This window comes from Aminobacter sp. J44, assembly GCF_007829415.1.
Taxonomy (GTDB): Bacteria; Pseudomonadota; Alphaproteobacteria; order Rhizobiales; family Rhizobiaceae; genus Aerobium.
The window spans coordinates 15,574-40,770 of the sequence record NZ_VLJG01000002.1 but is presented as its reverse complement, the minus strand read 5'-3'; the positions used below and the strand labels follow the sequence as shown (position 1 = coordinate 40,770).

The window sequence follows — 25,197 nt, the reverse complement described above, 5'->3', positions numbered from 1 at the left end:
AGCCTTCAATTTCGGCGATAGTTACGCGACCGCCTGGGTGCCGGTTTCTTGCGAGCTGGCTTCGGTCACCACGCGGTCGCGGCCATTGTCCTTGGCGCGGTAGAGCGACTCGTCTGCCCGCAGCAGCACGTTGTCGAAGCTCTCGTTTGCGCGGGTGGCGAAGGCGACGCCTGCGCTCGCGGTAGCCGAAATCTTGCCGGATGGCGTGAAGATCGGGTTGAGCGCAAACAGCGCGCGGATGCGGTCGGCGGTACCGGTGGCGAGCTGGCCGGCAGCATTGTGCAGGACGAGGACGAACTCCTCACCGCCGGTGCGGGCCGCGATGTCGCCCTCGCGCAGGTTGGACCGGACTACGGCGGAGAAGCTTCGGAGCACCTCGTCGCCGGCCGCGTGGCCGTAGCGGTCGTTAATCGCCTTGAAGCGATCGAGGTCGAAGATGATCACCGCGCTGCCGGGCTGCAGCGGCTGCTGCCCCATCATCGCAAACAGGGCGCGCCGGTTGAGAAGGCCGGTCAGGGGATCCGTGCGGGCTTCCTCGCGATGCCGGCGGGCGGCGCGCAGATTGTTGAGGCCAAGCGAAAGCGCGCCGATGCCGGTGATGCCGGCGATGCAGGCGATCGCGTTGATGTGCTCTGCCCAGTTTTCCGGCGGGGCATGCAGCACCCATTGTTCCTGCTGGAGCAATACTGCGCCGCAGAGCACGAACGAGAAGGCCGCGAACATGTAGATCGCCGTCATGGCCGCGATGGCCGACGGCGCCTCCGCGCGGGCGCGCCAGTAGTGAGCGCCGGTCGCCCCCAGCATTCCCGCAGCGATGAAGTTGTAGATGGCGATGCCGACACCGTCGTAGCCGGCAAGCACAGGCACGACGACCGGCAAACAAAGCGCCGACAGCCCGACGATCAGCCGCCGCGGCGTCTTGTGACCGGTAAAATTGCGGCCGGCGACGTAGACGATCACGTAGCCGAAGACCTGAATGCCAAAGGCAAAGGCGACGACGGCCATGTTGTCGGGCGGCAGCAATTCATAGGTGAGGACACCGGTCGCCAGCATCAGCATGCCGGCGGTCCAGCCGACGAGGAAGACGTCGGAGCGGTTGGAGAACCAAGCACTCAGGATGGTCAGGGCCAGCGCCACAGCACAGATTCCTGCGGCGATGAACAACGATGCCTGATCCATGAATGGCGCGCTCCCCAGACGCAAGACGACGAGCGAAGCTAACGCCGGCGGCCTAACGCAGCGTAAACTTCACCCGTCGCTCATGTTATTTGCGCTTGTTGGCGATGAGATCGAGCAGTGCCACGACGGCGCTACGATAGCCGTTGGGGCCGAGGCCGGCGATGACGGCGGTGGCGACCTTCGACACCAGCGAATTGTGATAGATGGCCTCGCGGCGATGGATGTTGGAGATGTGCAGCTCGATGATCGGGCCGCGGAACATCTTTAGCGCGTCCATGATCGGCACCGAGGTGAAGGTGAGGCCGGCCGGATTGATGATGATGCCTCCGGCCTCCGCGTCAATGGCCTCGTGGATCCAGTCGACCAGCTCGTACTCGCGATTGGACTGGTGGAAGACGACCGGCGTTTCGCCGGCTGCATCGCGGCACATGGCCTCCACTTCGGCAAGCGTGGTGTAGCCGTAGATCTCCGGCTCGCGCTTGCCAAGGCGGTTCAGGTTCGGTCCGTTGAGGACGTAGATGGGATTTGTCATCGAAAGTCTCTGATTTTAGGCGCCGTAGCCGGCGAGGCGGGGCAACCACAGCACCACTTCCGGAACGAAGGTGATGAGCAGAAGGCAGACCACCATCCAGAACAGGAAGGGCATGCAGTCGCGGATGATATCCTTGATGGGTGCGCCCGAGATGTTGGTCATGATGAACAACAGCAGCCCGTATGGCGGCGTTACCAGCCCCAGCATGATGTTGACCACCACGACGACGCCGAAATGCACAAGATCGATGCCGAGCGCCTGCGCAGTCGGGATGAACACCGGCACGATGATCAGCAGGATTGCGGTGCCTTCCAGCACGCAGCCGAGCAGCAGCAGGATCACGTTGACCAGGATGAGGAACTGGACCGGGGTAAGCTCCCAGCCGGTCAGGAGTACGCGCAGCGTGTTCGGGATGTTCTCGATTGTCACCACGTAGTTGAACACGAGCGAACCAGCTATCAGCATGCCGATCGAGGCGCTGGTCTTGGTCGAGATCAGCAGCGCTTTGTAGGCCTCCTTCGCCGATAGGCTACGGTAGAAAACGACTGAGATGACGAGTGCGTAGAAGGCGGCGAGCGCGGCGGCTTCGGTCGGCGTGGTGACACCTGTATAGATGCAGCCGAGCAGAATGACCGGCATCAGGATCACCGGGAAGGCGCGCCAGGTGATCATCGGGATCTCGCGCAGCGGCACCGCTTCCTCGACCGGGAAGTTGTTGCGCCGCCCGGTCCAAGCCACCTGCACCATCTGCATGACAGACATCAAGAGGCCTGGCACCAAACCGGCAAGGAAGAGATAGCCGATCGAAGCGTCGGAGACGAGCGCGTAGATCACCAGCGGGATCGACGGCGGGATGATCGGGCCGACGACCGAAGTGACTGCGGTGAGCGCAGCGGCATAGCTCGGCGTGTAGCGGCCATCGCGCGTCATCATGGCCTGCATCATGCGGCCACTACCTGCCGCATCCGCGATGGCCGAGCCGGACATGCCGGCAAAGATGATCGACTGGACGATGTTGACCTGCGCGAGGCCGCCGCGGAAGCGGCCGACGAGCACATTGCAGAAGCGCAGCAGGCGCTCGGTCATCGAGCCGCTGTTCATGACCTCCGCCGCGAGAATGAAGAGCGGCACGGCGAGGATCACGTAGTTTGAGTACATGCCGTTCAGGAACTGCTCGGCGACCGTGCCGAGGTCGAGGCCGGCCATGAACAGGTAGAGGATGGAACCGCACATCATCGCCAGGCCGATCGGCAGGCCGAGGAACGCGAGGACGGTTATGACGACGAGCGAGATTGAGAAGGGACTAGCAAGGTTCATACGCCGGAACTCGCCTTGGTCGGGTCGTATGCCTCGGGAGCCTGTCCGCGGACCGCAAGCCAGGCGATCCAGATGTAGCGGACAATCATCGCGACGGCGAAGACGACATAGATCGAATAGAGATAGTCGAAGCGGATCTTGAGGTAGGCGGACCGCTCGACCTTCATGAAGGTGACGTAGTCGATGACTGCCGGCAGCGAGATGCCGAACAGGACGATCAGCGCGATGGCGGTGATCAGGCCCATGATGCGTCGGGTACGGTCGGCGACAGCGCCGTAGACCAGATCGAAACGGATCTCTTCGCTCTCGCGCACCACGAAGGCGCTGCCGAACAGCACGAGCCAGATCCAGAGCACCACGCTCAACTCATGCGTCCAGCCGATTGGCAGGTTGAGCAGATAGCGGAAGATGATCTGGAGCATGAAGGCAACGAACATCGCTGCCAGCATGGCGCAGGCGATGTTTTCTGCGCGTGCGCGCAGCCATTCAAAAATGCGATGTGCAGGGGCACCACCCATCCTTACCTCCTGTCAGAAAGGCCGTCGCCCCGGGGCCACGGGGCGACGGCGAAATGCCGGTCGGATGCGGGAGTGCGCCTCAGAGCGCGTTGATCTTGTCGAGCAATCCTTCCGGCCAGCTCTTGGCAAGGTCGGACTCGAGGTACTTCTGCTGCGCGTAGGCGCGGAAGGCGTCGATGTCCGGCGTGTAGATCTCGAGCCCCTTCTCCTTGAAGGATGCGACGAGCTCTTCTTCCTGCTTGAGGTGCTGCTGGGTGCTCCAGGCGATGGCCTCGTCGGCCGCCTTCTGGACCTTCTGCTGCTGTTCCGGCGACAGCTTGTTCCAGGTGTCGGCGGAGATCGTCAGCAGGTCGAAGCCGACGAGGTGCGAGGTCAGGACGATCTGCGACATCACCTCGTAGAACTTCATGTTCTGGACGTTCGGCAGCGGGTTGTCCTGACCGTCGATCGCGCCGGTCTGCAGGCCGGTGTAGACTTCAGCATAAGCCATCGGCGTCGGGTTCGCGCCGAGCGCCTGGCCCAGGAACTGCCACGCATCGCCGCCCGGCATGCGCAGCTTGATGCCGGCCATGTCTGCGGGCGTGTTGATCTTCTTGTTCGGCTTGAGGCCAACCTGACGGGTGCCGAAGAAGGTCGGGCCAAGGACGCGGATGCCGAGCTTTTCCTCGGCCAGCTTCTTCATGTCTTCGCCCAGGTCGCTGCTGAAGAACTTCAGCAGGTGGTCGGCGTCACGGAACAGATAGGCCGAGGTCAGGATTGACCATTCCGGAACCTGGTTGGAGATGTCCTGCGGGGCGATGTTGCCCATCTCGAGGTTGCCGCGCTGAAGCGCGACCAGCTCGGTGCCCTGCTTGAACAGCATGCCACCGTAGAAGCCTTCGAATTCGAACTCGTCGCCAATGCCATCGGCGAACTTCTTCATCATCTCGGCGCGGATGTCCTGCTCGGAGAACACTGCCGAGAAGCGCAGTTTGGTCTTGTCCTGAGCAAGTGCAGGGGTGAACGCCGTCGCAGCCAAAAGCATGGCGCCAGCGGCCGCGAGCGCGGTCCTTCGCGTGATCGAAGCAATCATGGGTATCCCTCCCGTTAGTCTTCCCCGCCCAAGGCCTCCACCCCGGCGGTTGCCGTATTCATGACACTCGACAAAATCAAATTCAATAGGCGACGGAAAGTTCATATGAGATTTGTCGTTTTATCATTTTGTGGGAGATGCTTATGATATAAGCATGTCGCCTTGCGGAGTGCGCGGACGCGTGCAAACCTTCGCGTACCACTCGGGAGGAGAATCTTGGCAGCAGACGTGTCGCCTGAAACGGCGAGCGACAACACCTATCGGCGCATCCGCTCCGACATCATCTTCGGCCGACTTGACCCGGGGAAAAAGCTGCGCCTGGAAAAGTTGCGCGCGCTCTACAACACCTCCGTGAGCACCCTGCGCGAAGTGCTTTACCGGCTGGTATCCGAAGGGCTCGTCACCGCTGAGGGCCAGCGCGGCTTCGAGGTGGTCGGCATCTCGGTGGCGAACCTGCGTGAGGTGGCGGCAATGCGAAACCTGCTCGAAGGTCACGCGATGCGCCAGTCGTTTGCGTCCGGCGACATCGAGTGGGAGGGCAGAGTGGTCGCCGCCTACCACAAGCTGTCGCGGCTGGAGGCGATGATGCTCAAGGGTGAGCACGACCAGACGATGCGGTGGAAGAACTACGACCGCGAGTTCCACGGTGCGCTGATCTCGGCTTGTGGTTCGACGGCTTTGCTCGAAACGCACGCAATCATCTTCGACCAGTTCCTGCGCTACCAGATACTGGCCGTGATGTTCCGCGGCGACGTGGCAGCAAAGGAACACAAGGAACTGCTCGACTGCGCGCTGGAACGCGACGCCGACCGGGCGCTGAAGATCCTCGAGCGGCACATAGCCGCCTGCGTCGAATACACCGTGGCGCGTGGCACGCTGCCGGAACGATAGAGGCGCAAGCAGGCCCATGCCCACGACATCACCGCAAGAGACGCCCAGATGACGGCTGACCATCCCGAGACCATTGGCGAGAACGCTTACCGCCGTATCCGTGCCGACATCATTTTCGGCCGCATCGCGCCGGGGCAGAAGCTCAAGCTCGACTGGCTCAAGGACACCTACGGCGCCAGCATCTCGACGCTGCGCGAGATCCTGAGCCGCCTGACCTCGGAAGGGCTGGTCACCGCGGAAGGCCAGCGTGGTTTCGAAGCCTCGCCGGTCTCTGTCGAGAACCTGCGCGATATAGCGGCGTTGCGGCTCCTGCTCGAAGGATTTGCGCTGGAGCAGTCATTCGCCGCCGGCGACATGGAGTGGGAAGCGCGGATCGTCGCCGCCCACCACAAGCTTGCGGCGCTGGAGACACGCATGCGTGACGGTGACTTAAGCCAGACCGAGATGTGGAAGCGCTACGACTGGGAGTTCCATCAGGCGCTCATCTCCGCCTGCGGCTCGAAGGTGCTGATGGAGACGCACGCGGCGGTCTTCGACAAGTACCTGCGCTACCAGATGATCGCGCTGTCGTTCCGCGGTGACATTGCCGCCAACGAACACCAGATCCTGCTGGACGCGGCGCTGAAGCGCGACGCGGCGACCGCCAAGACGGTACTGGAGCAGCATGTCCAGGGCGGGGTCGAGCACGCGCTCGCAACCGGAACGATCGGAGAATAGCTCCGGCAGGCTACCTCAGCTTTGCGGCGGTGGACATCGGGCTTTCTGAGAAATATAGGATGATGTCAAATATATCGGTTGCGAATTGCAGCCGATCCTTGCCGCGGTGGGAGGAGTGTCCACCCGGCCACCAGACAGTGAGGATCAGGAACATGGTTCGGCTCGGGCTGATTGGCGACAACATCAAGCGGTCGAAGTCCCCTTTGCTGCATCGCCTTGCGGGCGGGCTGTGCGGACTTGAAGTCACCTACGAGCCGCTGATCCCGGCCGACATGGGAATGGACTTCGAAGCGGTCTTTGCATTCTGCCAGAACGAAGGATTCGCCGGCATCAACATCACCTATCCCTATAAGGAGACCGTGTTTTCGCGGCTGGTGATCGAAGACCCGCGCGTGCGCGCCATTGGCGCCTGCAACACGGTGCTGTTTCGCGAGGGCGGGCCGTTCGGCCTCAACACCGACTACACCGGCTTCATGACGGCGATCCGCACGGCGCTCGACGGCGACAAGCCGGGCGTGGTCGCAATGGCGGGCGCGGGCGGTGTCGGCAAGGCAGCGGCCTTCGGAATCGCCGAGCTCGGCGCGAGCGAGCTGCGCATCTTCGACATGGATACAGGCAAGGCCAATGCGCTCGCCGATGCACTGCGCGCCAGCGGCACGGCGATGAAGGTCACGGTCGCCGCGAGCGTCGATGAGGCGGTCGAGGGCACCGACGGGCTTGTCAACTGCACGCCGCTCGGCATGGATGGCATTCCCGGCACCGCCATTCCGCGCCGGCTGATCCCCGGCCGCCGCTGGGCCTTCGACGCGGTCTATACGCCGGTCGACACCCACTTCCTGATGGATGCGCGGGCCGAGGGCGTCACGCCGATCAGCGGCTACGAGCTGTTCTTCAACCAGGGCGTCGACGCCTTCCGGGCCTTCACGGGCCGCGAGGTCGATGCGGTGGCGCTGCGCGCCGCGCTCAAGGCAGAGGAAGCCAAAGCCGCCGCCTGACGTCGCGCTGGCCAAAGGGCAGGGCGCGGTTGGACTGTTTTTTTCAGCCGGTTTCCCGCTAGTGTGGCGCCAGGGCCTCCCACGTCCTATGTGGGGGGCAACGACGCGACACGAATGGAGAAGTGCATGACTCAGGCTGTGGACGTGAAACAGGAGGCCGCCGCTATCCTCGACGGGCTCGGGGTGCCGCGCGAGGCCTGGACCGGCGGCGACATGGCGTCGTTCACGCCGGTTACCGGCGAGGAAATCGCCCGGCTGAAGACGACCGCAGATCCTGCGAAGGCAATCGAGGCCGCGCATGCGGCGTTCCTGGAGTGGCGCATGGTGCCGGCCCCGAAGCGCGGCGAGCTGGTACGCCTGCTCGGCGAGGAACTGCGTGCCGCCAAGGCCGATCTCGGCCGGCTGGTGTCGATCGAGGCAGGGAAGATACCGTCGGAAGGTCTCGGCGAAGTGCAGGAGATGATCGACATCTGCGACTTCGCGGTCGGTCTGTCGCGCCAGCTCTATGGCCTGACCATCGCAACCGAACGTCCGGGCCATCGCATGATGGAAACTTGGCACCCGCTCGGCGTCGTCGGCATCATCTCAGCCTTTAACTTCCCGGTCGCCGTCTGGTCGTGGAACGCAGCGCTCGCGCTCGTCTGCGGCAACTCGATCGTCTGGAAGCCGTCGGAAAAGACGCCGCTCACCGCGCTCGCCAGCCAGACGATCCTTGAGCGCGCCATCGCGCGCTTCGGCGAGGCGCCGAAGAACCTCAGCACCGTGCTGATCGGCGGCCGCGACACCGGCGAGGCACTGGTCGACCATCCGAAGGTCGCGCTGGTCTCTGCCACCGGCTCGACCCGCATGGGGCGCGAGGTTGGCCCGCGCCTTGCGCGCCGGTTCGCCCGCTCGATCCTCGAGCTCGGCGGCAACAATGGCGGCATCGTCTGCCCGTCCGCAGATCTCGACATGGCCCTGCGCGCCATCGCCTTCGGCGCGATGGGAACCGCTGGCCAGCGCTGCACCACGCTGCGTCGCCTGTTCGTGCATGAGAGCGTCTACGACCAGATCGTTCCACGCCTGAAGAAGGCCTATGAAAGCGTCTCCGTCAGCAATCCGCTCGAAACTTCGGCGCTGGTCGGTCCGCTGATCGACAAGGCGGCGTTCGACAATATGCAGAAGGCGCTGGAAGCCTCACCGGCGGCAGCCGCGTCCTCGAAGCTGGCAAGGAGACCGCCTACTATGTCCGTCCGGCGCTGGTCGAAATGCCGGAGCAGGTGGGGCCGGTGCTGGAAGAGACCTTCGCGCCGATCCTCTACGTGATGAAGTATTCCGACTTTGACGAGGCGCTTCGCCTGCACAATGCGGTGGCAGCGGGCCTGTCGTCCTCGATCTTCACGCTCAACATGCAGGAGGCCGAGCGCTTCCTTGCAGCCGATGGCTCCGACTGCGGCATCGCCAACGTCAATATCGGCACGTCGGGTGCGGAAATCGGTGGCGCGTTCGGCGGCGAGAAGGAGACCGGCGGCGGTCGCGAGAGCGGCTCGGATGCCTGGAAGGCCTACATGCGGCGCGCGACCAACACAATCAACTACTCGAAGGCGCTGCCGCTCGCCCAAGGCGTTTCCTTCGACATCGACTAAGGAAGTCCTTTCTTCCACGGCCCTTCCCCTGCAGGGGAGGGGCTGCTTCCAGAGGTGACGGAACGAAGGGCTTCGACGTCACGTTCATGATGTCCAACGGAGAGACATCATGAAAGAGCAACAGCACGACAACCCGGCCACCCCCGAAGAAGTCGCAGACCGCGTCTGGGAGCTCGCCGAGCAGATCGACATCTGCATGCTGACCACGTGGACGGGCGAAGAACAGCACAGCCGGCCGATGTCGGCGCGCCCGCGTCGCGATGAAAACGCGTTCTACTTCCTGACGGACATTTCGGGCGAGAAGAAGGGCGAGATCGAGCGCTTCCCGACAGTGTCGATGGCCTGGGCGGACAATAGCAACTACCGCTATGTCCTTGTCTCAGGCCGGGCAGAAGTCTCCAACGACCGCGCCAAAATCGCGGAGCTCTGGTCGAAGATGGATGAGATCTGGTGGGAGGATAAGGACGATCCGACCATCCGGCTGCTCAAGGTAACGCCCGAGCGGGCCGAAATCTGGGACAGCCCGAACAAGGTGATCACTGGCGCGAAGATGCTGATGTCCTTCGTCACCGGCGCGGCACCCAAGCTCGGCGACAACGCCGAGGTTCGTCTCTGAATTMCCTGAYCCTGMCCCGGYCAGCCGTAGCGGCTGACCGAGAGGTCGCTGGTGTCGATGTCCGGCTTCTTGCCGCTGACGAGATCGCTGATGACGCGGGCCGAGCCCGTGCTCATCGTCCAGCCAAGCGTGCCGTGGCCGGTGTTGAGGAACAGGCCCTTGATGTGGGTCGCGCCGATCACCGGCGTGCCATCCGGCGTCATCGGGCGCAGGCCAGACCAGTAGATCGCCTTGGAAATGTCGCCACCGGGGAAGAGGTCGGTCACCGAGTGGTCGAGCGTGCTGCGGCGCCGCGCACTGAGGTCGTTGGTGTAGCCGGAGATCTCGGCCATGCCGCCGACGCGGATGCGATCGCCAAGGCGGGTGATCGCGATCTTGTAGGTCTCGTCCATGACGGTCGAGACCGGCGCGCGGGCGAGATTCACAACCGGCATGGTCAGCGAGTAGCCCTTCACCGGGTAGACCGGCAGGTGGATGCCGAGCGGCTTGACGAGCAGCGGCGAGTAGCTGCCGAGCGCGACGACGACCGCGTCGGCGGTGAGCTTGCCGGTCTTGGTGTTGACGCCGCGCACCACGCCTGCCTCGACGTCGAGCCCGGTGATGTGGGTGTCATAGAGGAATTTTACCCCGATTTCCTGCGCCTTGGCGGCGAGGGCATTGGCAAACTTGAAACAGTCGCCAGTCTCGTCCTGCGGGGTGAGCAGGCCGCCGACGATCTTTTCGCGCACATGCGCAAGCGCCGGCTCGGCACGGATACAGCCGTCGCGATCGAGCACCTCGTAAGGAATGCCATCGGCAGCGAGCGCCTTTACGTCCTTTGCGGACGCGTCTAGCTGCGCTTGGGTGCGGAAGAGCTGCAGCGTGCCCTTCATGCCCTCATCATAGGAGATGCCGGTCTCCTCGCGCAGGGCTGCGAGCGAGATGCGGCTGTAGTCGGAAAGGCGCAGCATGCGGCTCTTGTTGATCGCGTAGCGCTCGGCCGTGCAGTTCATCAGCATGCGAACCAGCCAGGACAGCATCGCCTGATCGACCTTCGGACGCAGGATCAGCGGCGCATGCTTCATGAACAGCCACTTGATGGCTTTCACCGGAATGCCGGGAGCTGCCCAAGGCGAGCAGTAGCCAAAGGAGACCTCGCCTGCATTGGCGTAGCTGGTCTCAAGGGCCGGACCCTGCTGGCGGTCGACGACCGTCACCTCATGTCCTGCCTTGGCCAGCTGATAGGCGGATGTTACGCCTATGATGCCCGCGCCGAGAACAATAACCTTCATGATGCCCCTCTGTATGCTTCTGCTCTTATTGCCGGTCAGACGTAGCGCCGCCGGTATCTGCTGCCGAGACTGGTGAGAATTTCGTAGGAGATGGTGCCGGCGGCCGTTGCGACATCGTCGAGCGTCTGGTTCGGGCCGATCACCTCGACGAAGGTCCCAAGGTCGAGCGCGCCTTCCGGCAGCGCTGAGACGTCGATGATGATTGAATCCATCGAGACGCGGCCGACGATCGGCAGGCGCGTGCCCTCGAAATAGACCGCGCCGCGGTTGCTGAGCGTGCGCGGAAGCCCGTCCGCGTAGCCGGCGGCGATGGTGGCGAGGCGCATTTCGCTCGTCGCAACGAAGCTCGCGCCGTAGCCGATGGCGGCACCTGCCGGCACCTTGCGCGTCTGGACGACGGCGACGTCGAGGCGGACGACCGGCTCCATCGGATTGGCAACGCCGAAGGTGGGCGCGCCGCCATAGAGTGCGATGCCCGGGCGCACCAGCGAGCCGTGGTAGTCGGCGCCGAGGAAGACGCCGCCGGAATTGGCGAAGCAGAGCTTGCAACCGGCGAATTCGCTTGCGGCGCGATGCATTTCGGCAAGCTGGCGCGCGTTCTGCGGATGGTCGGCCTCATCGGCGCAGGCGAGGTGGCTCATGATGAAGCGGACTTCAAGATCGCCGCCTGCCAGAATTTCGCTGACGCTTCCCCGCTCTTCCGGAGCGATGCCGAGGCGCGACATGCCGGTGTCGAATTGCAGAACGACGGGAAGCTTGCGGCGGAGCTCGATCGCCGTGTCGCGCCAGCGCTTCAGCTGCTGCAGGGAATTGGCGACTGGAGTGGCGTTGATACGAGCGCAAAGCCCTTCATTGCCTGGCTGGAGGCCATTCAGCACGTAGAGGCGTGCGTCATCCGGAAGTGCGGGGCGCAGCTCAACCGCTTCGACGAATTCGGCGACGAAGAAGTCGCGGCAGCCTTCTTCGAGAAGGGCGGCCGTCACCTCGCGGGCGCCAAGGCCGTAGGCGTTTGCCTTGACCACGCCGGCGGCGCGAGCAGGCGCCACCTGACGCGAGATCAGCGCATAGTTCCGGCGCAGCGCCTTAAGGTCGATCGTCAGATGGCCCGAAGGCACGACCTCATCAATCAGACCAGCATTGAGCGTCATGTAAGTCACATCGCACTCCCATTATCCGGTCAGCGTATCGAATGATCGACGGAATTTCCCGCCGATTTCTTGCATGAAATTCGACGCGTGCGTGCTAGGGTGCAGGAAATTCGAAGCTTTGGAATAAAATGCGATGCTGGAATATGACCGGATCGATCGCGAGATCCTCCGCCTGCTGAGGCTCGACGGGCGCATGTCTAACGCTAAGCTTGCCGAGGAAGTGGGCCTGTCGCCGTCGGCGTGCCTGCGCCGCGTGAAGATGATGGAGCAGTCGGGCCTGATCCGCGGCTACACGGCCATTGTCGACCCTGCCCGTACCGAGGCGACCATCGCCGTCATCATCAACATCACGCTCGAGCGCCAGACAGAGGAGTATCTCGACCGGTTCGAAGCGGCGGTGCGCAAGTATCCCGAAATCAAGGAGTGCTTTCTGATGACCGGCGGCGCGGACTACCTCCTGCGCGTCGAGGTGAGCAATGCGGGTGAGTTCGAGCGGATCCACAAGGAGATCCTGTCGAAGATGCCGGGTGTGCTGCGCATCCATTCGAGCTTCGCTATCCGCAACGTGCTGGCAACGAGGACGCGGGCGCGCAGCTGAGAGGCAGTAATCACGCAGAGTAAGTCAGTCAGGATCTGGCGAAAAAATTGGACCGATGCTGTCGGCGGGACGCATAGTGCTTCGTCTTGCAATCAGACGACAGGAACGCGCCATGCTCTATGCTCTTCTGTGCTACAATAACGAGGCAGCCGTCTGCGGCCTTTCACCGGAAGAAGATGCGAAGATGATGGCCGGCGTGCGCCGCGCCGAGGAGAAGATTCTCGCGCGCGGCAAGTTCGGCCCGCGCCTGCGGCTGATGCCGACGACCGCGGCGACATTCGTCAAGGCGGGCAAGGATCCCCTCGTCATCGATGGCCCCTTCGCGGAAACCAAGGAACAGCTCCTCGGCTTTTGGATCCTCGAATGCGACTCCCTTGAAGATGCCATCGAGGCGGGCAAGCACCTTGCACGAGAGCGTGAATATGGCGGCATCGAGGTGCGGCCGATCTCGGCCTACAATCCCCCGGGAGTTCAGGATTGAACGACGCCTCCTGGATAGGCCGCACGCTCGCGGCTGCGCGACCGCAGGCAGTCGGCGCCCTGCTGCGCTATTTCCGCGACCTCGACGCGGCTGAGGAAGCGTTCCAGGAGGCAAGCCTCAAGGCGCTGCAGAACTGGACGAAGAATGGACCGCCACGCGATCCTGTCGCCTGGCTGATCTTCGTCGGCCGGAATGCCGGCATCGATGAAGTACGCAAGCGAGCTCGCGAGACGGTTTTGCCAGATGAGAACGTGCTGTCTGACCTTGGCGATGCCGAGCCGCGAATGGTCGAGCGGATCGACAACGCCGATTACCAGGACGACGTGCTGCGGCTGCTGTTCGTGTGCTGTCATCCGGAGCTGCCGGCAACCCAGCAAATTGCGCTCGCGCTTCGGGTCGTCTCTGGCCTGACGGTGCCGGAGATCGCGCGGGCTTTTCTGGTTTCTGAAGCGGCGATGGAGCAGCGCATCACCCGCGCCAAGCGCAAGATCGCTGCCGCTGGCATCGGTTTCGAGACGCCATCCGCAGTCGAGCGGGTCGAGCGCCTCGCGACGGTTTCGGCGATGATCTACCTCCTCTTCAACGAGGGCTATTCGGCGAGCGGTGGCGATGCGCATATTCGTGAGCCGCTGTGCGAGGAGGCAATCCGGCTCGGCTACTTGCTGCTGCGGATGTTTCCCAGCGAGCCGGAACTGATGGGGCTTGTTGCGTTGATGCTGTTCCAGCATGCACGCGCGCCAGCACGGTTGGATGACAACGGCGAAATCGTTCTGTTGGAGGACCAGGACCGTTCGCTCTGGCGCAGCGGGCCGATAGAAGAAGCCAAGGTATTGATCGAAAAGGCCGCGCGCCACCAGCGACCGGGAAGCTACCAGCTTCAGGCGGCGATCGCTTATGAGCATGCGGTCGCGAAAAACGCCGCGGAAACCGACTGGCAAGCGATCGCCGGCTATTATCAAGTACTGGAATCGATTCATCCAAATCCGGTCATCACGCTGAACCGCGCGGTGGCGGTCGAGAAGGTGGAAGGGGCCGAGGCAGCGCTGCAGCTGGTCGAAACGGTGGCCGAGCCGCTGTCGGGTTATTTCTACCTGCACGGCGTGCGCGGCGCTCTTCTTTCGAAACTGGGCAAGGAGCGCGAGGCGCGGCGGGCTTTCGAGAAGGCTATCTCGCTTGCCTCTACTCCCGCAGAAGCTGCGCATATTAGAAAGCAGCTGGATCGTTTGCAGCTTATCTGAGCTTCCCCTAAGGCGCTAAAGTATCAATGACTTAATTACCTTGCGGCAATCTCGCAGTTAGGAAGGCGTTAACCGTTGCGAGCCATCAACTACCCGCGGGAACCTGCCTGATTTGCAGGCGCTGGGGAATATCCGGACCGTGACCGGATCTTCGATTTGCCGGGGGCTGTTGTGCTGATCACGAACTTGAAAATATCGCGCAAGCTTGCGCTTGGATTCTTTTTGGTGGTGGCGACCATCATGGCGATGAGCGCCGCAGTTTACTGGAACATCGCCAACTCGCGAGTTGCGCAACAGGAGCGCGCGCTCGTCAATGACGTCATGGCCGTCATCCAGAATGCGAAGGCGCTCGCTGGACGACAGGAGAACAGCTATCGCGGCTACCTCCTGTCGAACGATCCTTACTATCTGGAGCGTCTCGACGCGCACCGGACCAATTTCAACGCTCAGATCAACCGCCTGACGGAACTGGCCGAAGGCTTCCCGGAAATGGCTCAGCACATCAACGCGGCCACGGATGGACTCGCCGAGTGGTGGAAGAACGTCGTTGAAGTCGGGAAGAGGCTTGCGTCGGATTCCGAGCTTCGCAAGAGTGCTGTCGAGATGGTCGGCCGCTCGGGCATCGCCGACACCTACATGGGCAAGCTCGAGGACGCACTCGATGCCCTGGCTGAGGCTGCGGACGTCCGTATCCATGCCGCACGGATCGCTGCTGACGAAGCTCTCGACTTCAATGAGCGCGTGCTGACCATCGGCCAGATCCTGGCAACGATCATCGCAATTGCGCTCGGCTACCTGCTTACCCGCATGATCGCGACGCCGATCCACAACCTGACCAGCGTGATGGGCCGCCTTGCTTCTGGCGACAACTCGGTCGAGGTCCCGGGGCTCAAGCGTCGCGACGAGATCGGCGAGATGGCTCGCGCCGTCCAGGTCTTCAAGGATGCCGCGATCGAGAAGCTGCGCATCGAGGGCGAAGCCGATCGCATCCGCTCGATGACCGACAGCGAGCGCCAGCGCCACGAGGCGGAGGCCGCGCGGGTTGCCGAAGAGGACCGCGTCGCCATCGAGGCTCTCGGTCGCGGCCTTGCCGCGCTCGCCTCAGGTGACCTGACCTTCCGCATCAACGTGCCATTCGCCCCGAAGGCGCAGTCGCTGAAGGACGACTTCAATCGCACCGCCGAGCAGCTCGAAGAGGCGATGGCGACGATCTACCACGCCATTGAGGGCATGCGCTCCGGCACCAGCGAGATCAGCCAGGCAGCCGACGACCTGTCGCGCCGCACCGAGCAGCAGGCCGCAAGCCTCGAGGAGACGGCTGCTGCGCTTGACCAGATCACTGCGACGGTCAGGACCACGGCCGACGGTGCGATGCGCGCCTCGGAGCTGACCACGCAGGCGCGCCAGGGTGCCGAGCGCTCGGGCGTCGTCGTCCGCGACGCGGTTGCGGCGATGGCTCAGATCGAGCGTTCCTCGGCACAGATCAGCCAGATCATCGGCGTGATCGACGAGATCGCCTTCCAGACCAACCTGCTGGCGCTCAACGCCGGCGTCGAGGCAGCCCGCGCTGGCGAGGCAGGCCGCGGCTTCGCGGTGGTCGCTTCGGAAGTGCGTGCACTGGCCCAGCGTTCGGCGGAAGCTGCCAAGGAGATCAAGGAGCTTATCTCCACCTCGACGCAGCAGGTCGACCAGGGCGTCGATCTTGTCGGCCAGACCGGTTCCGCGCTGGAAAAGATCGTCGCTCAGGTTGCCCAGATCACGACGCTGGTCACCGAGATCGCGGCATCTGCCCGCGAGCAGTCGACCGGCCTTGCCGAGGTTAACACGGCCGTCAACCAGATGGACCAGGTCACCCAGCAGAACGCGGCGATGGTCGAAGAGACGACGGCGGCAAGCCACAACCTCGCTCAGGAGGCCGAAGAGCTGGCCCGTCTCGTCGCCAAGTTCCAGCTCAGCGACCGCGGCCAGAAGCCTGCAAGGATCTCGGGCGCGGCTCCGGCCCTGTCTGCTCCGGCCAAGCAGGCTGCAATCCCGCAGCTCAAGACCGTCAGCTCCGCAGGCGGTGCAAGGTCCGCCGCGCTGCTCGCGCAGCGTGACGATGACGAGAACTGGGACGAGTTCTGATGAATGCGCGGGGGCTTCGGATAACCGAGGCCCCCGGCTTCGCACTGAGGTCAGGAGTGTATGGAGAGGTTACATCTCCCGACCCGGCTGAGGCGCTGAATTTCTGTTAGCGGACAATTCACGCCTCGCACCAGCCACATGCGCTAAACCGCAAATTAACGATGGAGGCACAGACTGGTCTCCAGCGGGGGCGTCTGCAACTCACGGTTTGCGAGGCTTTTGGGGAAACCATGAACCAGGTTCTGAACATGAAGGCATCCGATCAGCGGCGTGAGCTGATTGCGTTCCGGATCGGTGCTCAGGAATACTGCGTGGACATCATGATGGTCCGCGAGATCCGCGGCTGGACGCCCGCTACGCCGCTTCCGCACGCGCAGAGCTACATGCGCGGCGTCATCAACCTGCGCGGCACCGTGCTGCCGATCATCGACCTTTCCGAGCGTCTGGGACTTGGAACCACCGTCGCTGAGGCACGGCACGTCATCATCGTCGTTCGCTGCGAGAACCGCGAGGTTGGCCTGCTGGTCGATGCCGTCTGCGACATCCTGAGCGTCACCGATGAAGAGATCCAGCCGACGCCGAGCGTCGCGAATGAGACGGTCCGCTCCTTCGTCCGCGGCATACTTGCCGTCGACGGCCGCATGATCGGCGTCGTCGCGCTCGACCGAATTCTGCCGGATGAATTCGAGGCAGAAGCTGCATGACAACTGCAATGCGGACGGGAGCTCCCGGTCGCAAGGAACCGCTGGTCGAAGGTGAATTTCTCTTCACCAACGAGGATTTCCTGTCGATCGCACGCATGCTCTACGACGATGCCGGCATCGCCCTGTCGGAGAGCAAGGCTTCGCTGGTCTATTCGCGCCTCGCCAAGCGGCTGCGCGCGCTGGGGCTGGAGAGTTTTCGCGATTACTGCAGCTACGTCGCGGGTTCGGACGGCGCGAGCGAACGCCAGAACATGCTGGCGGCGCTGACGACCAACGTCACCCGCTTCTTCCGCGAGCCGCACCACTTCGAGCACCTGAAGACCAAGGTCCTGCCGGCGCTGATCCAGCGTGCACGCGCCGGCGGGCGCGTCCGGTTCTGGTCGGCGGGCTGCTCGACCGGGCAGGAACCGTACTCGATCGCGCTTACCGTCCTCGACGCGATGCCGGAAGCGGCCAACTACGACGTGCGGATTCTCGCGACTGACATCGATCCCAATGTGGTCGCGACGGGTCGTGCGGGCGTCTATTCCGACGAGGCGGTGCAGCCGGTTCCGCTGGCATTGCGGGACCGTTGGATGGCCCGGGTCAAGGATCGCGGGCAAGACGCGTGGGGCGTGGGCGACGAGATGCGCCAGCTGGTCGCGTTCCGCGAACTCAATCTGATGGCCCAGTGGCCGATGAAGGGCAAATTCGACGCCATCTTCTGCCGCAACGTCGTCATCTATTTTGACGAACCCACCCAGGCTCGCATCTGGTCAAGGTTCGCGCCGCTGCTCAATTCGGGCGGCAGGCTCTATGTGGGTCACTCCGAACGCGTGACCGACATGAGCAGATTCGAAAATGACGGTCTCACGACCTACAGGCTCAAGGACGGTTTCTAAAATGAGCGGGGTAAAGGTCCTCGTGGTGGACGACAGCGCCACCATGCGCAGCCTTATTTCGGCTGTGCTTCGGCGCGATCCGGAGATTCAGGTTATCGGTCAGGCGGGCGATCCCTACGAGGCTCGCGAGGCGATCAAGCGCCTCAATCCGGACGTGATCACGCTGGACGTGGAAATGCCCAACATGAACGGGCTGAGCTTCCTCGAGAAGATCATGCGGCTGCGGCCGATGCCGGTGGTGATGGTGTCGACGCTGACCCAGGCGGGTGCGGACGTCACGCTCGCCGCGCTCGAGCTGGGCGCGGTCGACTGCGTCGCCAAGCCCTCCGCCGGCCACACGGTCGAGGAAGCATTTGGAGACCTTGCCGCGCGCGTAAAGTCGGCAGCCCGGGCGCGCGTGCGCGCCGGTACGGACCGCACGCCGGCCCATTCAACCAAGGGCGAATTTCGTTCGGACGGCCGCATCGTCGCGATCGGCTCGTCGACCGGTGGCGTCGAGGCGCTGATGAATGTGCTTTCAGCCTTTCCGGCGAACTGCCCGCCGACGGTGGTCACCCAGCACATGCCGGCCACCTTCACCAAGAGCTTTGCTGATCGTCTAAACCGCGTTTGCGCTGCGGCTGTCAGCGAGGCGGTCGAGGGCGCGCCTCTCGTTCCTGGCCATATTTACATCGCGCCGGGCGGCGAACAGCACCTGCAGGTCGCCGGCGTTGGCCAGCTGCGCTGCCGCCTGACCGCCAGCGAGCCGGTCAACGGTCACCGTCCCTCGGTCGACGTCCTGTTCGAGTCGGTTGCGCGCCATGCCGGGCGCTCGGCTGTCGGGGTCATCCTGACCGGTATGGGACGCGATGGCGCACGCGGTCTCCACATGATGCGCGGGGCAGGTGCCTTGACGATCGGTCAGAATGAATCGACATGCGTCGTCTACGGCATGCCGAAGGTCGCCTTCGAGATCGGCGCGGTGGAACGCCAGCTGCCGCTCGAGCGGATCGGTGCCGAAATCATCAACCGCTGCAACGCAGCCAGAGAAACCGTCTAGTGGTCAACTGTATGGTCGAAACCCTTGTCTTTGGCGCGAGACACGTCACGATGGGCACTGAGCGATGACAGGTGCTTCCGCGACCGCTTTTGCCGCTCCGCAGCAGCCCAGCATTGTGAGAGCAAAGCGCGTCCACATCGTGCAAGGGGACCATTATGTCACCGACGATCCGGAGATGGTTCTGACGACACTGCTGGGAAGCTGCGTCGCCGCCTGCATCCGTGATCCGATCGCCGGCGTTGGCGGCATGAATCACTTCCTGCTGCCGGGCGGCACACTTGGCGGCAACGACCGCGCGGTGCAGCGCCATGGCGTTCATGCGATGGAGCTGCTGGTCAACGATCTTCTGAAGCATGGCGCGCGCCGCGACCGGCTGGAAGCCAAGCTGTTCGGCGGGGCAAGGATGATCGACGGCCTGACTGATGTCGGGCGCCAGAATGCCGAATTCGCGGTGAAGTTCCTGGAGAACGAGGGCATCCGCCATGTCGGCGGCAGCCTGCTCGGCGAGCATGGCCGCAAGATCCAGTACTGGCCGGTTTCGGGCCGCGCGCGCCAGTCACTGATGGAGCGCGATGCGAAGGTGTTCGAGGCGGAGCGGAAGACGCGCCCCGCTCCTGTTCCGGACACGAGCGGGGCAGTCGAGCTGTTCTAGGGCGTTCAGCCGGCGTCGGGTTCGAACTCGAGCGCCACGCCATTGATGCAGTAGCGCAGGAAGGTCGGCGGCGGACCGTCAGGGAAGACGTGGCCGAGATGGCTGCCGCAGGTCGCGCAATGCACTTCCGTGCGAACCATGCCGTAGGAACGGTCCTCGGAGGTTTCGACCGAGCCCGGGATCGGGTCATTGAAGCTCGGCCAGCCGGTGCCGCTTTCGAACTTCAGCGTCGAGGCAAACAGCGGCGTGCCACAACCGACGCACTTGAAGGTGCCCGGCCGCTTTTCATGCAGAAGCGCGCAGCTGCCGGGGCGCTCCGTGCCGTGCTGGCGCATCACCTGATACTGCTCCGGCGTCAGGAGAGCGCGCCACTCCGCATCGGTGCGGGTGACGGGAAAATGCTTGTCGGTCATCGGGAAGCTCCGGTTTGTCGGTGCCGTAAATGTAGTGTCTTCGCGCGCCTGCCTCAATGGCAGGCGTCAGTGGCGGCGCGACAGCTCGCGGGTCGCGGCTTCAAGGCCCGCGAGCGTCAGCGGATACATGCGCTGCGAGAAGATTTCCTGGATCAGCTTGATCGAGTGCGTGTACTGCCAGTGCTGCTCACGCACCGGGTTGAGCCACACCGCATTCGGCCACTGGTTGAGCACGCGCGACAGCCAGACGTGGCCAGCTTCCTGATTCCAGTGTTCCACTGAGCCGCCTGGCGAGGTGATCTCGTAAGGGCTCATCGAGGCGTCGCCGACGAAGACTACCTTGTAGTCGGGGCCGTATTTCTGGATCACCTCGTAGGTGGGGATCACCTCCGAATGCCGACGCCGATTGTCCTTCCACACGCCCTCGTAGAGGCAATTGTGAAAGTAGAAGTACTCCATGTGCTTGAACTCGGCGCGCGCGGCCGAGAACAGCTCCTCGACGATGCGGATGTGGTCGTCCATCGAGCCGCCGACGTCGAAGAACATGAGCAGCTTGACTGCGTTGCGCCGCTCCGGCCGTGTCTTGACGTCGAGATAGCCGTGCTCCGCGGTAGCGGTAATGGTGCCGGGGAGGTCGAGCTCTTCGTCAGCGCCCTCACGCACCCAGCGGCGCAGGCGCTTCAGCGCGACCTTGATGTTGCGGGTGCCGAGCTCGACCGTGTCGTCAAAATTGCGGAACTCGCGCTTGTCCCAAACCTTCACCGCGCGGCGGTGGCGGCTTTCCGCCTGCCCGATGCGCACGCCTTCCGGATTGTAGCCATAGGCGCCGAAGGGCGAGGTGCCGGCGGTGCCGATCCACTTCGAGCCGCCCTGATGGCGGCCCTTCTGCTCCTCCAGCCGCTGCCGCAGCGTCTCCATCAGCTTCTCGAAGCCGCCGAGGGCTTCAACCAGCTTCTTCTCCTCTTCGGTGAGGTGCTTTTCGGCGAGCTTGCGCAGCCATTCCTCGGGCAGGTTGGCGGGGTCGATGCCGCCTTCGCCGGAAAGCGCATCGAGCCCCTTGAAGACATGCGAGAAGACCTGATCGAAGCGGTCGATGTAGCGCTCGTCCTTCACCAGCGCCGATCGCGCCAGGTAGTAAAAGCCTTCGACGTCATAGTCGACCAGCCCCGCCTTCATGCCCTCGAGCAGCGACAGGTATTCGCGGAGCGACACCGGAACCTTGGCTGCCTTGAGCTCGAGGAAGAAGGGGAGGAACATGGTCAGGACAGGTCGTATTCGATGAATCCGGTGCGGCGAGCAACGCGGTCGTAGAGCCGGCGGGCCGTGGCGTTGGTTTCGTGCGTCATCCAGTAGACGTTGGTCACGCCGCGCTCTGCTGCCGCCTTGCGCACGGCCTCGATGAGTGCCGCGCCCACGCCTTTGCCACGAGCCTCCCCGTCGGTGAACAGGTCCTGCAGGTAGCAGTTGCCTTCCATCGACCAGCTGGAGCGATGGAAGAGGTAGTGGACGAGGCCGACTGCCTTGCCATCGACCAGGGCAATGAAGCCGCAGGGCTCGAATTCGCCATCAGTGAACAGCCGCTGCCAGGTGGTCTCGTAGACCGTCTCGCTCACCTCGCTCTGGTAGAAGGTGAGATAGGCTGTCCAGAGCCGCCTCCACTCCGAATGATCGGTCTTTTCCAGCGGACGGATGACGACTTCGGCCATCGGTTATCTCCGCGACATGAACGCCAGGCGTTCGAAGAGATGAACGTCCTGCTCGTTCTTGAGCAGCGCGCCGTGCAGGCGCGGCAGTGCGTTCCTGGCATCGCCGCGCAGGTCTTCCGGCGAAATGTCGTCGGCGACCAGCAGGCGGATCCAGTCGAGCGCCTCGGAAGTCGAGGGTTTCTTCTTCAGGCCCGGCACCTCGCGGATCTCGTAGAACTGGGTAAGGGCGGCGCGCACCAGCTCCTGCTTAATGCCTGGATAGTGGACGTCGACGATCTTCTGCAGCGTCTCCATGTCCGGGAAGCGGATGTAGTGGAAGAAGCAGCGGCGAAGGAAGGCGTCGGGCAGCTCCTTCTCGTTGTTCGAGGTGATGATGACGATGGGCCGGTTGACCGCACGGATCGTTTCTCCGGTCTCGTAGACGTGGAACTCCATGCGGTCGAGTTCCTGCAGAAGGTCGTTCGGGAACTCGATGTCGGCCTTGTCGATCTCGTCGATCAGCAGCACCACCTTCTTCTCGGAAGTGAAGGCTTCCCACAGCTTGCCGCGGCGAATGTAGTTGCGAATGTCGTTGAAGCGCTCGTCGCCCAGCTGGCTGTCGCGCAGCCGGGAGACAGCGTCGTACTCGTACAAACCCTGCTGCGCGCGAGTGGTGGACTTCACGTTCCACTCGATCAGTTCCAGGCCGAGCGCGGCTGCGATCTGGCGCGCAAGCTCGGTCTTGCCGGTGCCTGGCTCGCCCTTGACCAGCAGCGGGCGTTCGAGGGCAATCGCGGCGTTGACCGCAACCATCAGGTCCTTGTCGGCGACGTAGGAAGCCGTTCCTTCAAAGCGCATGCGATGTCGTTCCTCAGAATGTCGTTGCCCGAACCTAGGGGCCATGCCCCGCCGAGGCAAGGAGGCTGTACTCAGGTAGCGGGTTGCAGATGGGTCGCCGCGATGTTCGGTCAATTTTCGGTTCTGTCACTGGCGCGGCAGGGCGGGCGCGACTATATAGGCAACGGCGGTCTGCGCTTCTCGACAGGAGCAGCATTTCCCCGGGGCCTTATTGATCCTTAGGGAGCTGTCCCTGTCCGGGCCCGTGGGCTCGGATATATGGCGCCCACCTACTTTGTAGGCCACCGGGATCAACCGCGCCATCGGTCGTCGTGGATCGCCACTTTCCCTGACAGACTGATTGAAGCGCCGCGCGCGGCTCAGCCTTCCTGCATGGCATAGCCCGCGCCGCGGATGGTGCGGATGATGTCGGTCTCGCCGTCGCGGTTCACCGCCTTGCGCAGCCGCCCGACATGAACGTCGACGGTGCGCTCATCGATGTAGATCGTCTCCCCCCAGACATTGTCGAGTAACTGGCTGCGCGAGAAGACGCGGCCGGGATGACGCATCATGAATTCGAGCAGGCGGAATTCGGTCGGCCCGAGCCTGATTTCGGTGTCGCCGCGGTGGACGCGGTGCGTCTCGCGGTCGAGTACGATGTCGCCAACCTTGAGCACGGACGACAGGACTTCGGGCTTTGCCCGGCGCAGCAGCGCGCGCACGCGGGCGATGAATTCAGGCGTAGAGAACGGCTTGACGAGATAGTCGTCGGCGCCGGTTGAAAGGCCGCGTACGCGGTCGCTCTCCTCGCCGCGGGCCGTCAGCATGATGACCGGCAGCCGCTCGGTTTCGGGCCGCAGGCGCAGGCGACGGCAGAGCTCGATGCCGGAGACGGCCGGCACCATCCAGTCGAGCACCAGCAGATCCGGCACATGCTCGCGCAGCCGCATCTCCGCCTCGTCACCGCGCGTGACGACCTCGACCTGATAGCCCTCGGCCTCAAGGTTGTAGCGCAGCAGGATGCCGAGCGCCTCCTCGTCTTCGACCACCATGATCTTCGGTGCAATCATCAGCCGGCTCTCCTTCTCAGGCAGGGTCTGGCGCAATTGTGGTCTCGTCGGTCTTCGGCCGGTTCAGCGGCAGCTGGCGGCCTGTGGCGATATAGTAGGCGTTTTCGGCGATGTTGGTGACGTGATCGCCGATGCGTTCGAGGTTCTTCGCGCAGAAGAGCAGATGCGTGCAAGCCGTGATGTTGCGCGGGTCTTCCATCATATAGGTCAAGAGCTCGCGGAAGACGGCGGTGTACTGGATGTCGATCTGTTCATCGTCGATACGCAGCGCCTCCAGCCGGCCGGCATTGCGCGCCGCATAGGCCGCGACGACCTCGTCGATCTGTTCCATCACCAGCTTCGCCATGACGTCGATCGAATGCGACAGGCTCTTTGGCGTGACGCCTTCGCTGACGGCGCTGACCCGCTTGGCAATGTTCTTGGCGAGGTCGCCGATGCGCTCGAAGTCGGCCGCCATGCGGAGTGCGCCGACGACGACGCGCAGATCCTGAGCCATCGGCTGGCGTTTGGCGATGATGGTGATCGCGCGTTCGTCGAGCGCGCGCTGGTGGGCATCCATCACGGCGTCTGCGGAAACCACGCGTAGGGCGAGCACCGAATCGCTGTCGAACAGCGCGCGGGTGGCATCCGTGACCATCGTGTGCGCAAGGTCGCCCATCTCGCGGATCAGGCGGTCGATGTTGCCGAGTTCTTCGTCGAAGGAGGTAACGATATGGGCTGCCATGAATTGGCTCCTCAGCCGAACCTGCCGGTGATGTAGTCCTGCGTCCGCTTCTCGCCGGGGCTGGTGAAGATCAGGTCAGTCGGACCTTCTTCGACCAGGTTGCCGAGATGGAAGAAAGCGGTGCGTTGCGACACGCGCGCGGCCTGCTGCATCGAGTGGGTGACGATGACGATCGTAAAATTCTGCTTCAGCTCGTCGATCAGTTCCTCGATGCGGGCAGTGGCGATGGGGTCGAGAGCCGAGCAGGGCTCGTCCATCAGGATCACTTCCGGCGAGACCGCAATGGCGCGGGCGATGCAGAGGCGCTGCTGCTGGCCGCCCGAAAGGCCGGTGCCGGGCTCGTGGAGCCGGTCCTTCACCTCGTTCCAGAGGCTCGCCTTCTGTAGGCTTGATGCGACGATCTCATCGAGGTCGGCCTTCGAGCGGGCCAGACCGTGGATGCGCGGGCCGTAGGCGACGTTTTCGTAGATGGACTTCGGGAACGGGTTCGGCTTCTGGAACACCATGCCGACGCGAGCGCGCAGCTCGACGACATCGAGCGAGGGGGCGAAGATGTCGCTGCCGTCGAGTGCGATCTGTCCGCTCACGCGGCAGCCGTCGATCGTGTCGTTCATGCGGTTGAGGCAGCGCAGGAAGGTCGACTTGCCGCAGCCCGACGGGCCGATGAAGGCGGTGACGGACTTTTCCGGAATGTCAATCGACACGTCGAACAGCGCCTGCTTCGGACCGTAGAAGACGCTGACGTTGCGCGCGATAACCTTTGCGGAGCGCGGTTCGGCATCGGGCGTGCGGACCGTCGTTGACGGCATGTGGTAGAGGTCCGAGCGGGCGAGGATGGTTGCGGCAGGCATGTTCATTTCGGTCGCCTCC

At 63.5% G+C, this 25,197-nt stretch carries 25 protein-coding genes, 1 other RNA gene and 2 pseudogenes; 14 read left to right on the top strand and 14 right to left on the bottom strand.

The annotated features are described in order from the left end of the window. Positions 1–21: 21 nt before the first annotated feature. The 5 genes from L610_RS01110 to L610_RS01090 form a co-directional block, all read right to left on the bottom strand. Positions 22–1,179 (bottom strand): diguanylate cyclase, encoded by a 1,158-nt coding sequence (locus L610_RS01110; protein ID WP_024847309.1) that lies wholly within the window; start codon positions 1,177–1,179, stop codon positions 22–24. A gap of 85 nt (positions 1,180–1,264) precedes the next feature. Next, positions 1,265–1,711: a type II 3-dehydroquinate dehydratase gene (locus L610_RS01105; RefSeq protein ID WP_024847310.1), complete on the bottom strand. Its 447-nt coding sequence runs from the start codon at positions 1,709–1,711 to the stop codon at positions 1,265–1,267. 15 nt (positions 1,712–1,726) lie between these two features. After that, positions 1,727–3,028: a TRAP transporter large permease gene (locus L610_RS01100; protein ID WP_024847311.1), complete on the bottom strand. Its 1,302-nt coding sequence runs from the start codon at positions 3,026–3,028 to the stop codon at positions 1,727–1,729. Beyond that, positions 3,025–3,546 carry a TRAP transporter small permease gene (locus L610_RS01095; protein ID WP_024847312.1) on the bottom strand — a complete coding sequence of 174 codons (522 nt, stop codon included), beginning with the start codon at positions 3,544–3,546 and terminating at the stop codon, positions 3,025–3,027. The genes L610_RS01100 and L610_RS01095 overlap by 4 nt, the downstream gene beginning before the upstream one ends. Positions 3,547–3,625: 79 nt before the next feature. Then, positions 3,626–4,618, bottom strand: coding sequence for a sialic acid TRAP transporter substrate-binding protein SiaP (locus tag L610_RS01090; RefSeq protein WP_024847313.1), 993 nt, complete (start codon positions 4,616–4,618; stop codon positions 3,626–3,628). A 216-nt stretch (positions 4,619–4,834) separates the two neighbouring features. Here L610_RS01090 and L610_RS01085 point away from each other — a divergent pair, with 216 nt between their 5' ends. The 5 genes and pseudogenes from L610_RS01085 to L610_RS01065 all read left to right on the top strand — a co-directional run bounded on the left by L610_RS01085 (position 4,835) and on the right by L610_RS01065 (position 9,462). Next, positions 4,835–5,509 (top strand): GntR family transcriptional regulator, encoded by a 675-nt coding sequence (locus L610_RS01085; protein WP_034329467.1) that lies wholly within the window; start codon positions 4,835–4,837, stop codon positions 5,507–5,509. A gap of 48 nt (positions 5,510–5,557) precedes the next feature. Next, on the top strand, positions 5,558–6,226 hold the full coding sequence (locus L610_RS01080) for a GntR family transcriptional regulator (protein WP_024847315.1): 669 nt from the start codon (positions 5,558–5,560) through the stop codon (positions 6,224–6,226). Positions 6,227–6,378: 152 nt separating this feature from the next. Further along, positions 6,379–7,221 (top strand): shikimate dehydrogenase, encoded by an 843-nt coding sequence (locus tag L610_RS01075; protein ID WP_034329469.1) that lies wholly within the window; start codon positions 6,379–6,381, stop codon positions 7,219–7,221. Positions 7,222–7,347: 126 nt separating this feature from the next. Further along, a pseudogene (locus L610_RS01070) lies at positions 7,348–8,846 on the top strand (aldehyde dehydrogenase family protein). Between the two features lie 109 nt (positions 8,847–8,955). Next, positions 8,956–9,462, top strand: coding sequence for a pyridoxamine 5'-phosphate oxidase family protein (locus tag L610_RS01065; RefSeq protein WP_024847318.1), 507 nt, complete (start codon positions 8,956–8,958; stop codon positions 9,460–9,462). Between the two features lie 23 nt (positions 9,463–9,485). Here L610_RS01065 and L610_RS01060 read toward each other — a convergent pair. Beyond that, positions 9,486–10,733 (bottom strand): annotated as a pseudogene (locus L610_RS01060) (D-amino acid dehydrogenase); the annotation flags it as partial. Between the two features lie 35 nt (positions 10,734–10,768). Beyond that, positions 10,769–11,881, bottom strand: coding sequence for an alanine racemase (alr, locus tag L610_RS01055; RefSeq protein WP_024847320.1), 1,113 nt, complete (start codon positions 11,879–11,881; stop codon positions 10,769–10,771). A 133-nt stretch (positions 11,882–12,014) separates the two neighbouring features. Between alr and L610_RS01050 the strand changes: the two genes are divergently transcribed. The 8 genes from L610_RS01050 (at position 12,015) to L610_RS01015 (ending at position 19,598) form a co-directional block, all read left to right on the top strand. Further along, the gene (locus L610_RS01050; RefSeq protein WP_024847321.1) at positions 12,015–12,479 is read left to right on the top strand and encodes an Lrp/AsnC family transcriptional regulator; all 465 of its coding nucleotides are present in this window, start codon (positions 12,015–12,017) and stop codon (positions 12,477–12,479) included. Between the two features lie 112 nt (positions 12,480–12,591). Then, entirely contained in the window at positions 12,592–12,960 is a 369-nt protein-coding gene (locus L610_RS01045; protein ID WP_144701748.1) for a YciI family protein, read from the top strand. Next, positions 12,957–14,198: an RNA polymerase sigma factor gene (locus tag L610_RS01040; protein WP_144701745.1), complete on the top strand. Its 1,242-nt coding sequence runs from the start codon at positions 12,957–12,959 to the stop codon at positions 14,196–14,198. The genes L610_RS01045 and L610_RS01040 overlap by 4 nt, the downstream gene beginning before the upstream one ends. Before the next feature lie 225 nt (positions 14,199–14,423). Continuing rightward, entirely contained in the window at positions 14,424–16,322 is a 1,899-nt protein-coding gene (locus tag L610_RS01035) for a methyl-accepting chemotaxis protein (protein ID WP_210245986.1), read from the top strand. A gap of 230 nt (positions 16,323–16,552) precedes the next feature. Then, positions 16,553–17,026, top strand: a complete 474-nt coding sequence (locus tag L610_RS01030; RefSeq protein WP_024847325.1) for a chemotaxis protein CheW — start codon at positions 16,553–16,555, stop codon at positions 17,024–17,026. Next, on the top strand, positions 17,023–17,907 hold the full coding sequence (locus L610_RS01025) for a protein-glutamate O-methyltransferase (RefSeq protein WP_144701742.1): 885 nt from the start codon (positions 17,023–17,025) through the stop codon (positions 17,905–17,907). Before L610_RS01030 ends, L610_RS01025 begins: the two co-directional genes overlap by 4 nt. Before the next feature lies 1 nt (position 17,908). Continuing rightward, positions 17,909–18,946, top strand: coding sequence for a chemotaxis response regulator protein-glutamate methylesterase (locus L610_RS01020; RefSeq protein ID WP_024847327.1), 1,038 nt, complete (start codon positions 17,909–17,911; stop codon positions 18,944–18,946). A 64-nt stretch (positions 18,947–19,010) separates the two neighbouring features. Next, positions 19,011–19,598, top strand: coding sequence for a chemotaxis protein CheD (locus tag L610_RS01015; protein ID WP_051473106.1), 588 nt, complete (start codon positions 19,011–19,013; stop codon positions 19,596–19,598). Positions 19,599–19,603: 5 nt separating this feature from the next. On the opposite strand, the gene msrB is transcribed toward L610_RS01015, so the two are convergent. The 4 genes from msrB to L610_RS00995 all read right to left on the bottom strand — a co-directional run bounded on the left by msrB (position 19,604) and on the right by L610_RS00995 (position 22,554). Continuing rightward, on the bottom strand, positions 19,604–20,011 hold the full coding sequence (gene msrB, locus L610_RS01010; RefSeq protein WP_024847329.1) for a peptide-methionine (R)-S-oxide reductase MsrB: 408 nt from the start codon (positions 20,009–20,011) through the stop codon (positions 19,604–19,606). A gap of 66 nt (positions 20,012–20,077) precedes the next feature. After that, positions 20,078–21,268 (bottom strand): VWA domain-containing protein, encoded by a 1,191-nt coding sequence (locus L610_RS01005; protein ID WP_144701739.1) that lies wholly within the window; start codon positions 21,266–21,268, stop codon positions 20,078–20,080. A gap of 2 nt (positions 21,269–21,270) precedes the next feature. Continuing rightward, positions 21,271–21,717 (bottom strand): GNAT family N-acetyltransferase, encoded by a 447-nt coding sequence (locus tag L610_RS01000; RefSeq protein ID WP_144701731.1) that lies wholly within the window; start codon positions 21,715–21,717, stop codon positions 21,271–21,273. Positions 21,718–21,720: 3 nt separating this feature from the next. Beyond that, entirely contained in the window at positions 21,721–22,554 is an 834-nt protein-coding gene (locus tag L610_RS00995) for a MoxR family ATPase (protein ID WP_024847332.1), read from the bottom strand. Positions 22,555–22,719: 165 nt separating this feature from the next. Between L610_RS00995 and ssrS the strand changes: the two genes are divergently transcribed. Next, a non-coding RNA gene (gene ssrS / locus L610_RS00990) (6S RNA) lies at positions 22,720–22,876 on the top strand. 37 nt (positions 22,877–22,913) lie between these two features. On the opposite strand, the gene phoB is transcribed toward ssrS, so the two are convergent. Genes phoB through pstB form a run of 3 tightly spaced genes read right to left on the bottom strand, consistent with a single transcriptional unit; the run spans position 22,914 to position 25,178 of the window. After that, positions 22,914–23,603, bottom strand: a complete 690-nt coding sequence (phoB, locus tag L610_RS00985) for a phosphate regulon transcriptional regulator PhoB (RefSeq protein ID WP_034329507.1) — start codon at positions 23,601–23,603, stop codon at positions 22,914–22,916. A gap of 16 nt (positions 23,604–23,619) precedes the next feature. Further along, positions 23,620–24,327: a phosphate signaling complex protein PhoU gene (phoU, locus tag L610_RS00980; RefSeq protein WP_024847334.1), complete on the bottom strand. Its 708-nt coding sequence runs from the start codon at positions 24,325–24,327 to the stop codon at positions 23,620–23,622. Between the two features lie 11 nt (positions 24,328–24,338). Then, a complete protein-coding gene (gene pstB, locus L610_RS00975) occupies positions 24,339–25,178 on the bottom strand; it encodes a phosphate ABC transporter ATP-binding protein PstB (RefSeq protein ID WP_371712929.1) in 840 nt (279 codons plus the stop codon). Positions 25,179–25,197 lie beyond the last annotated feature (19 nt).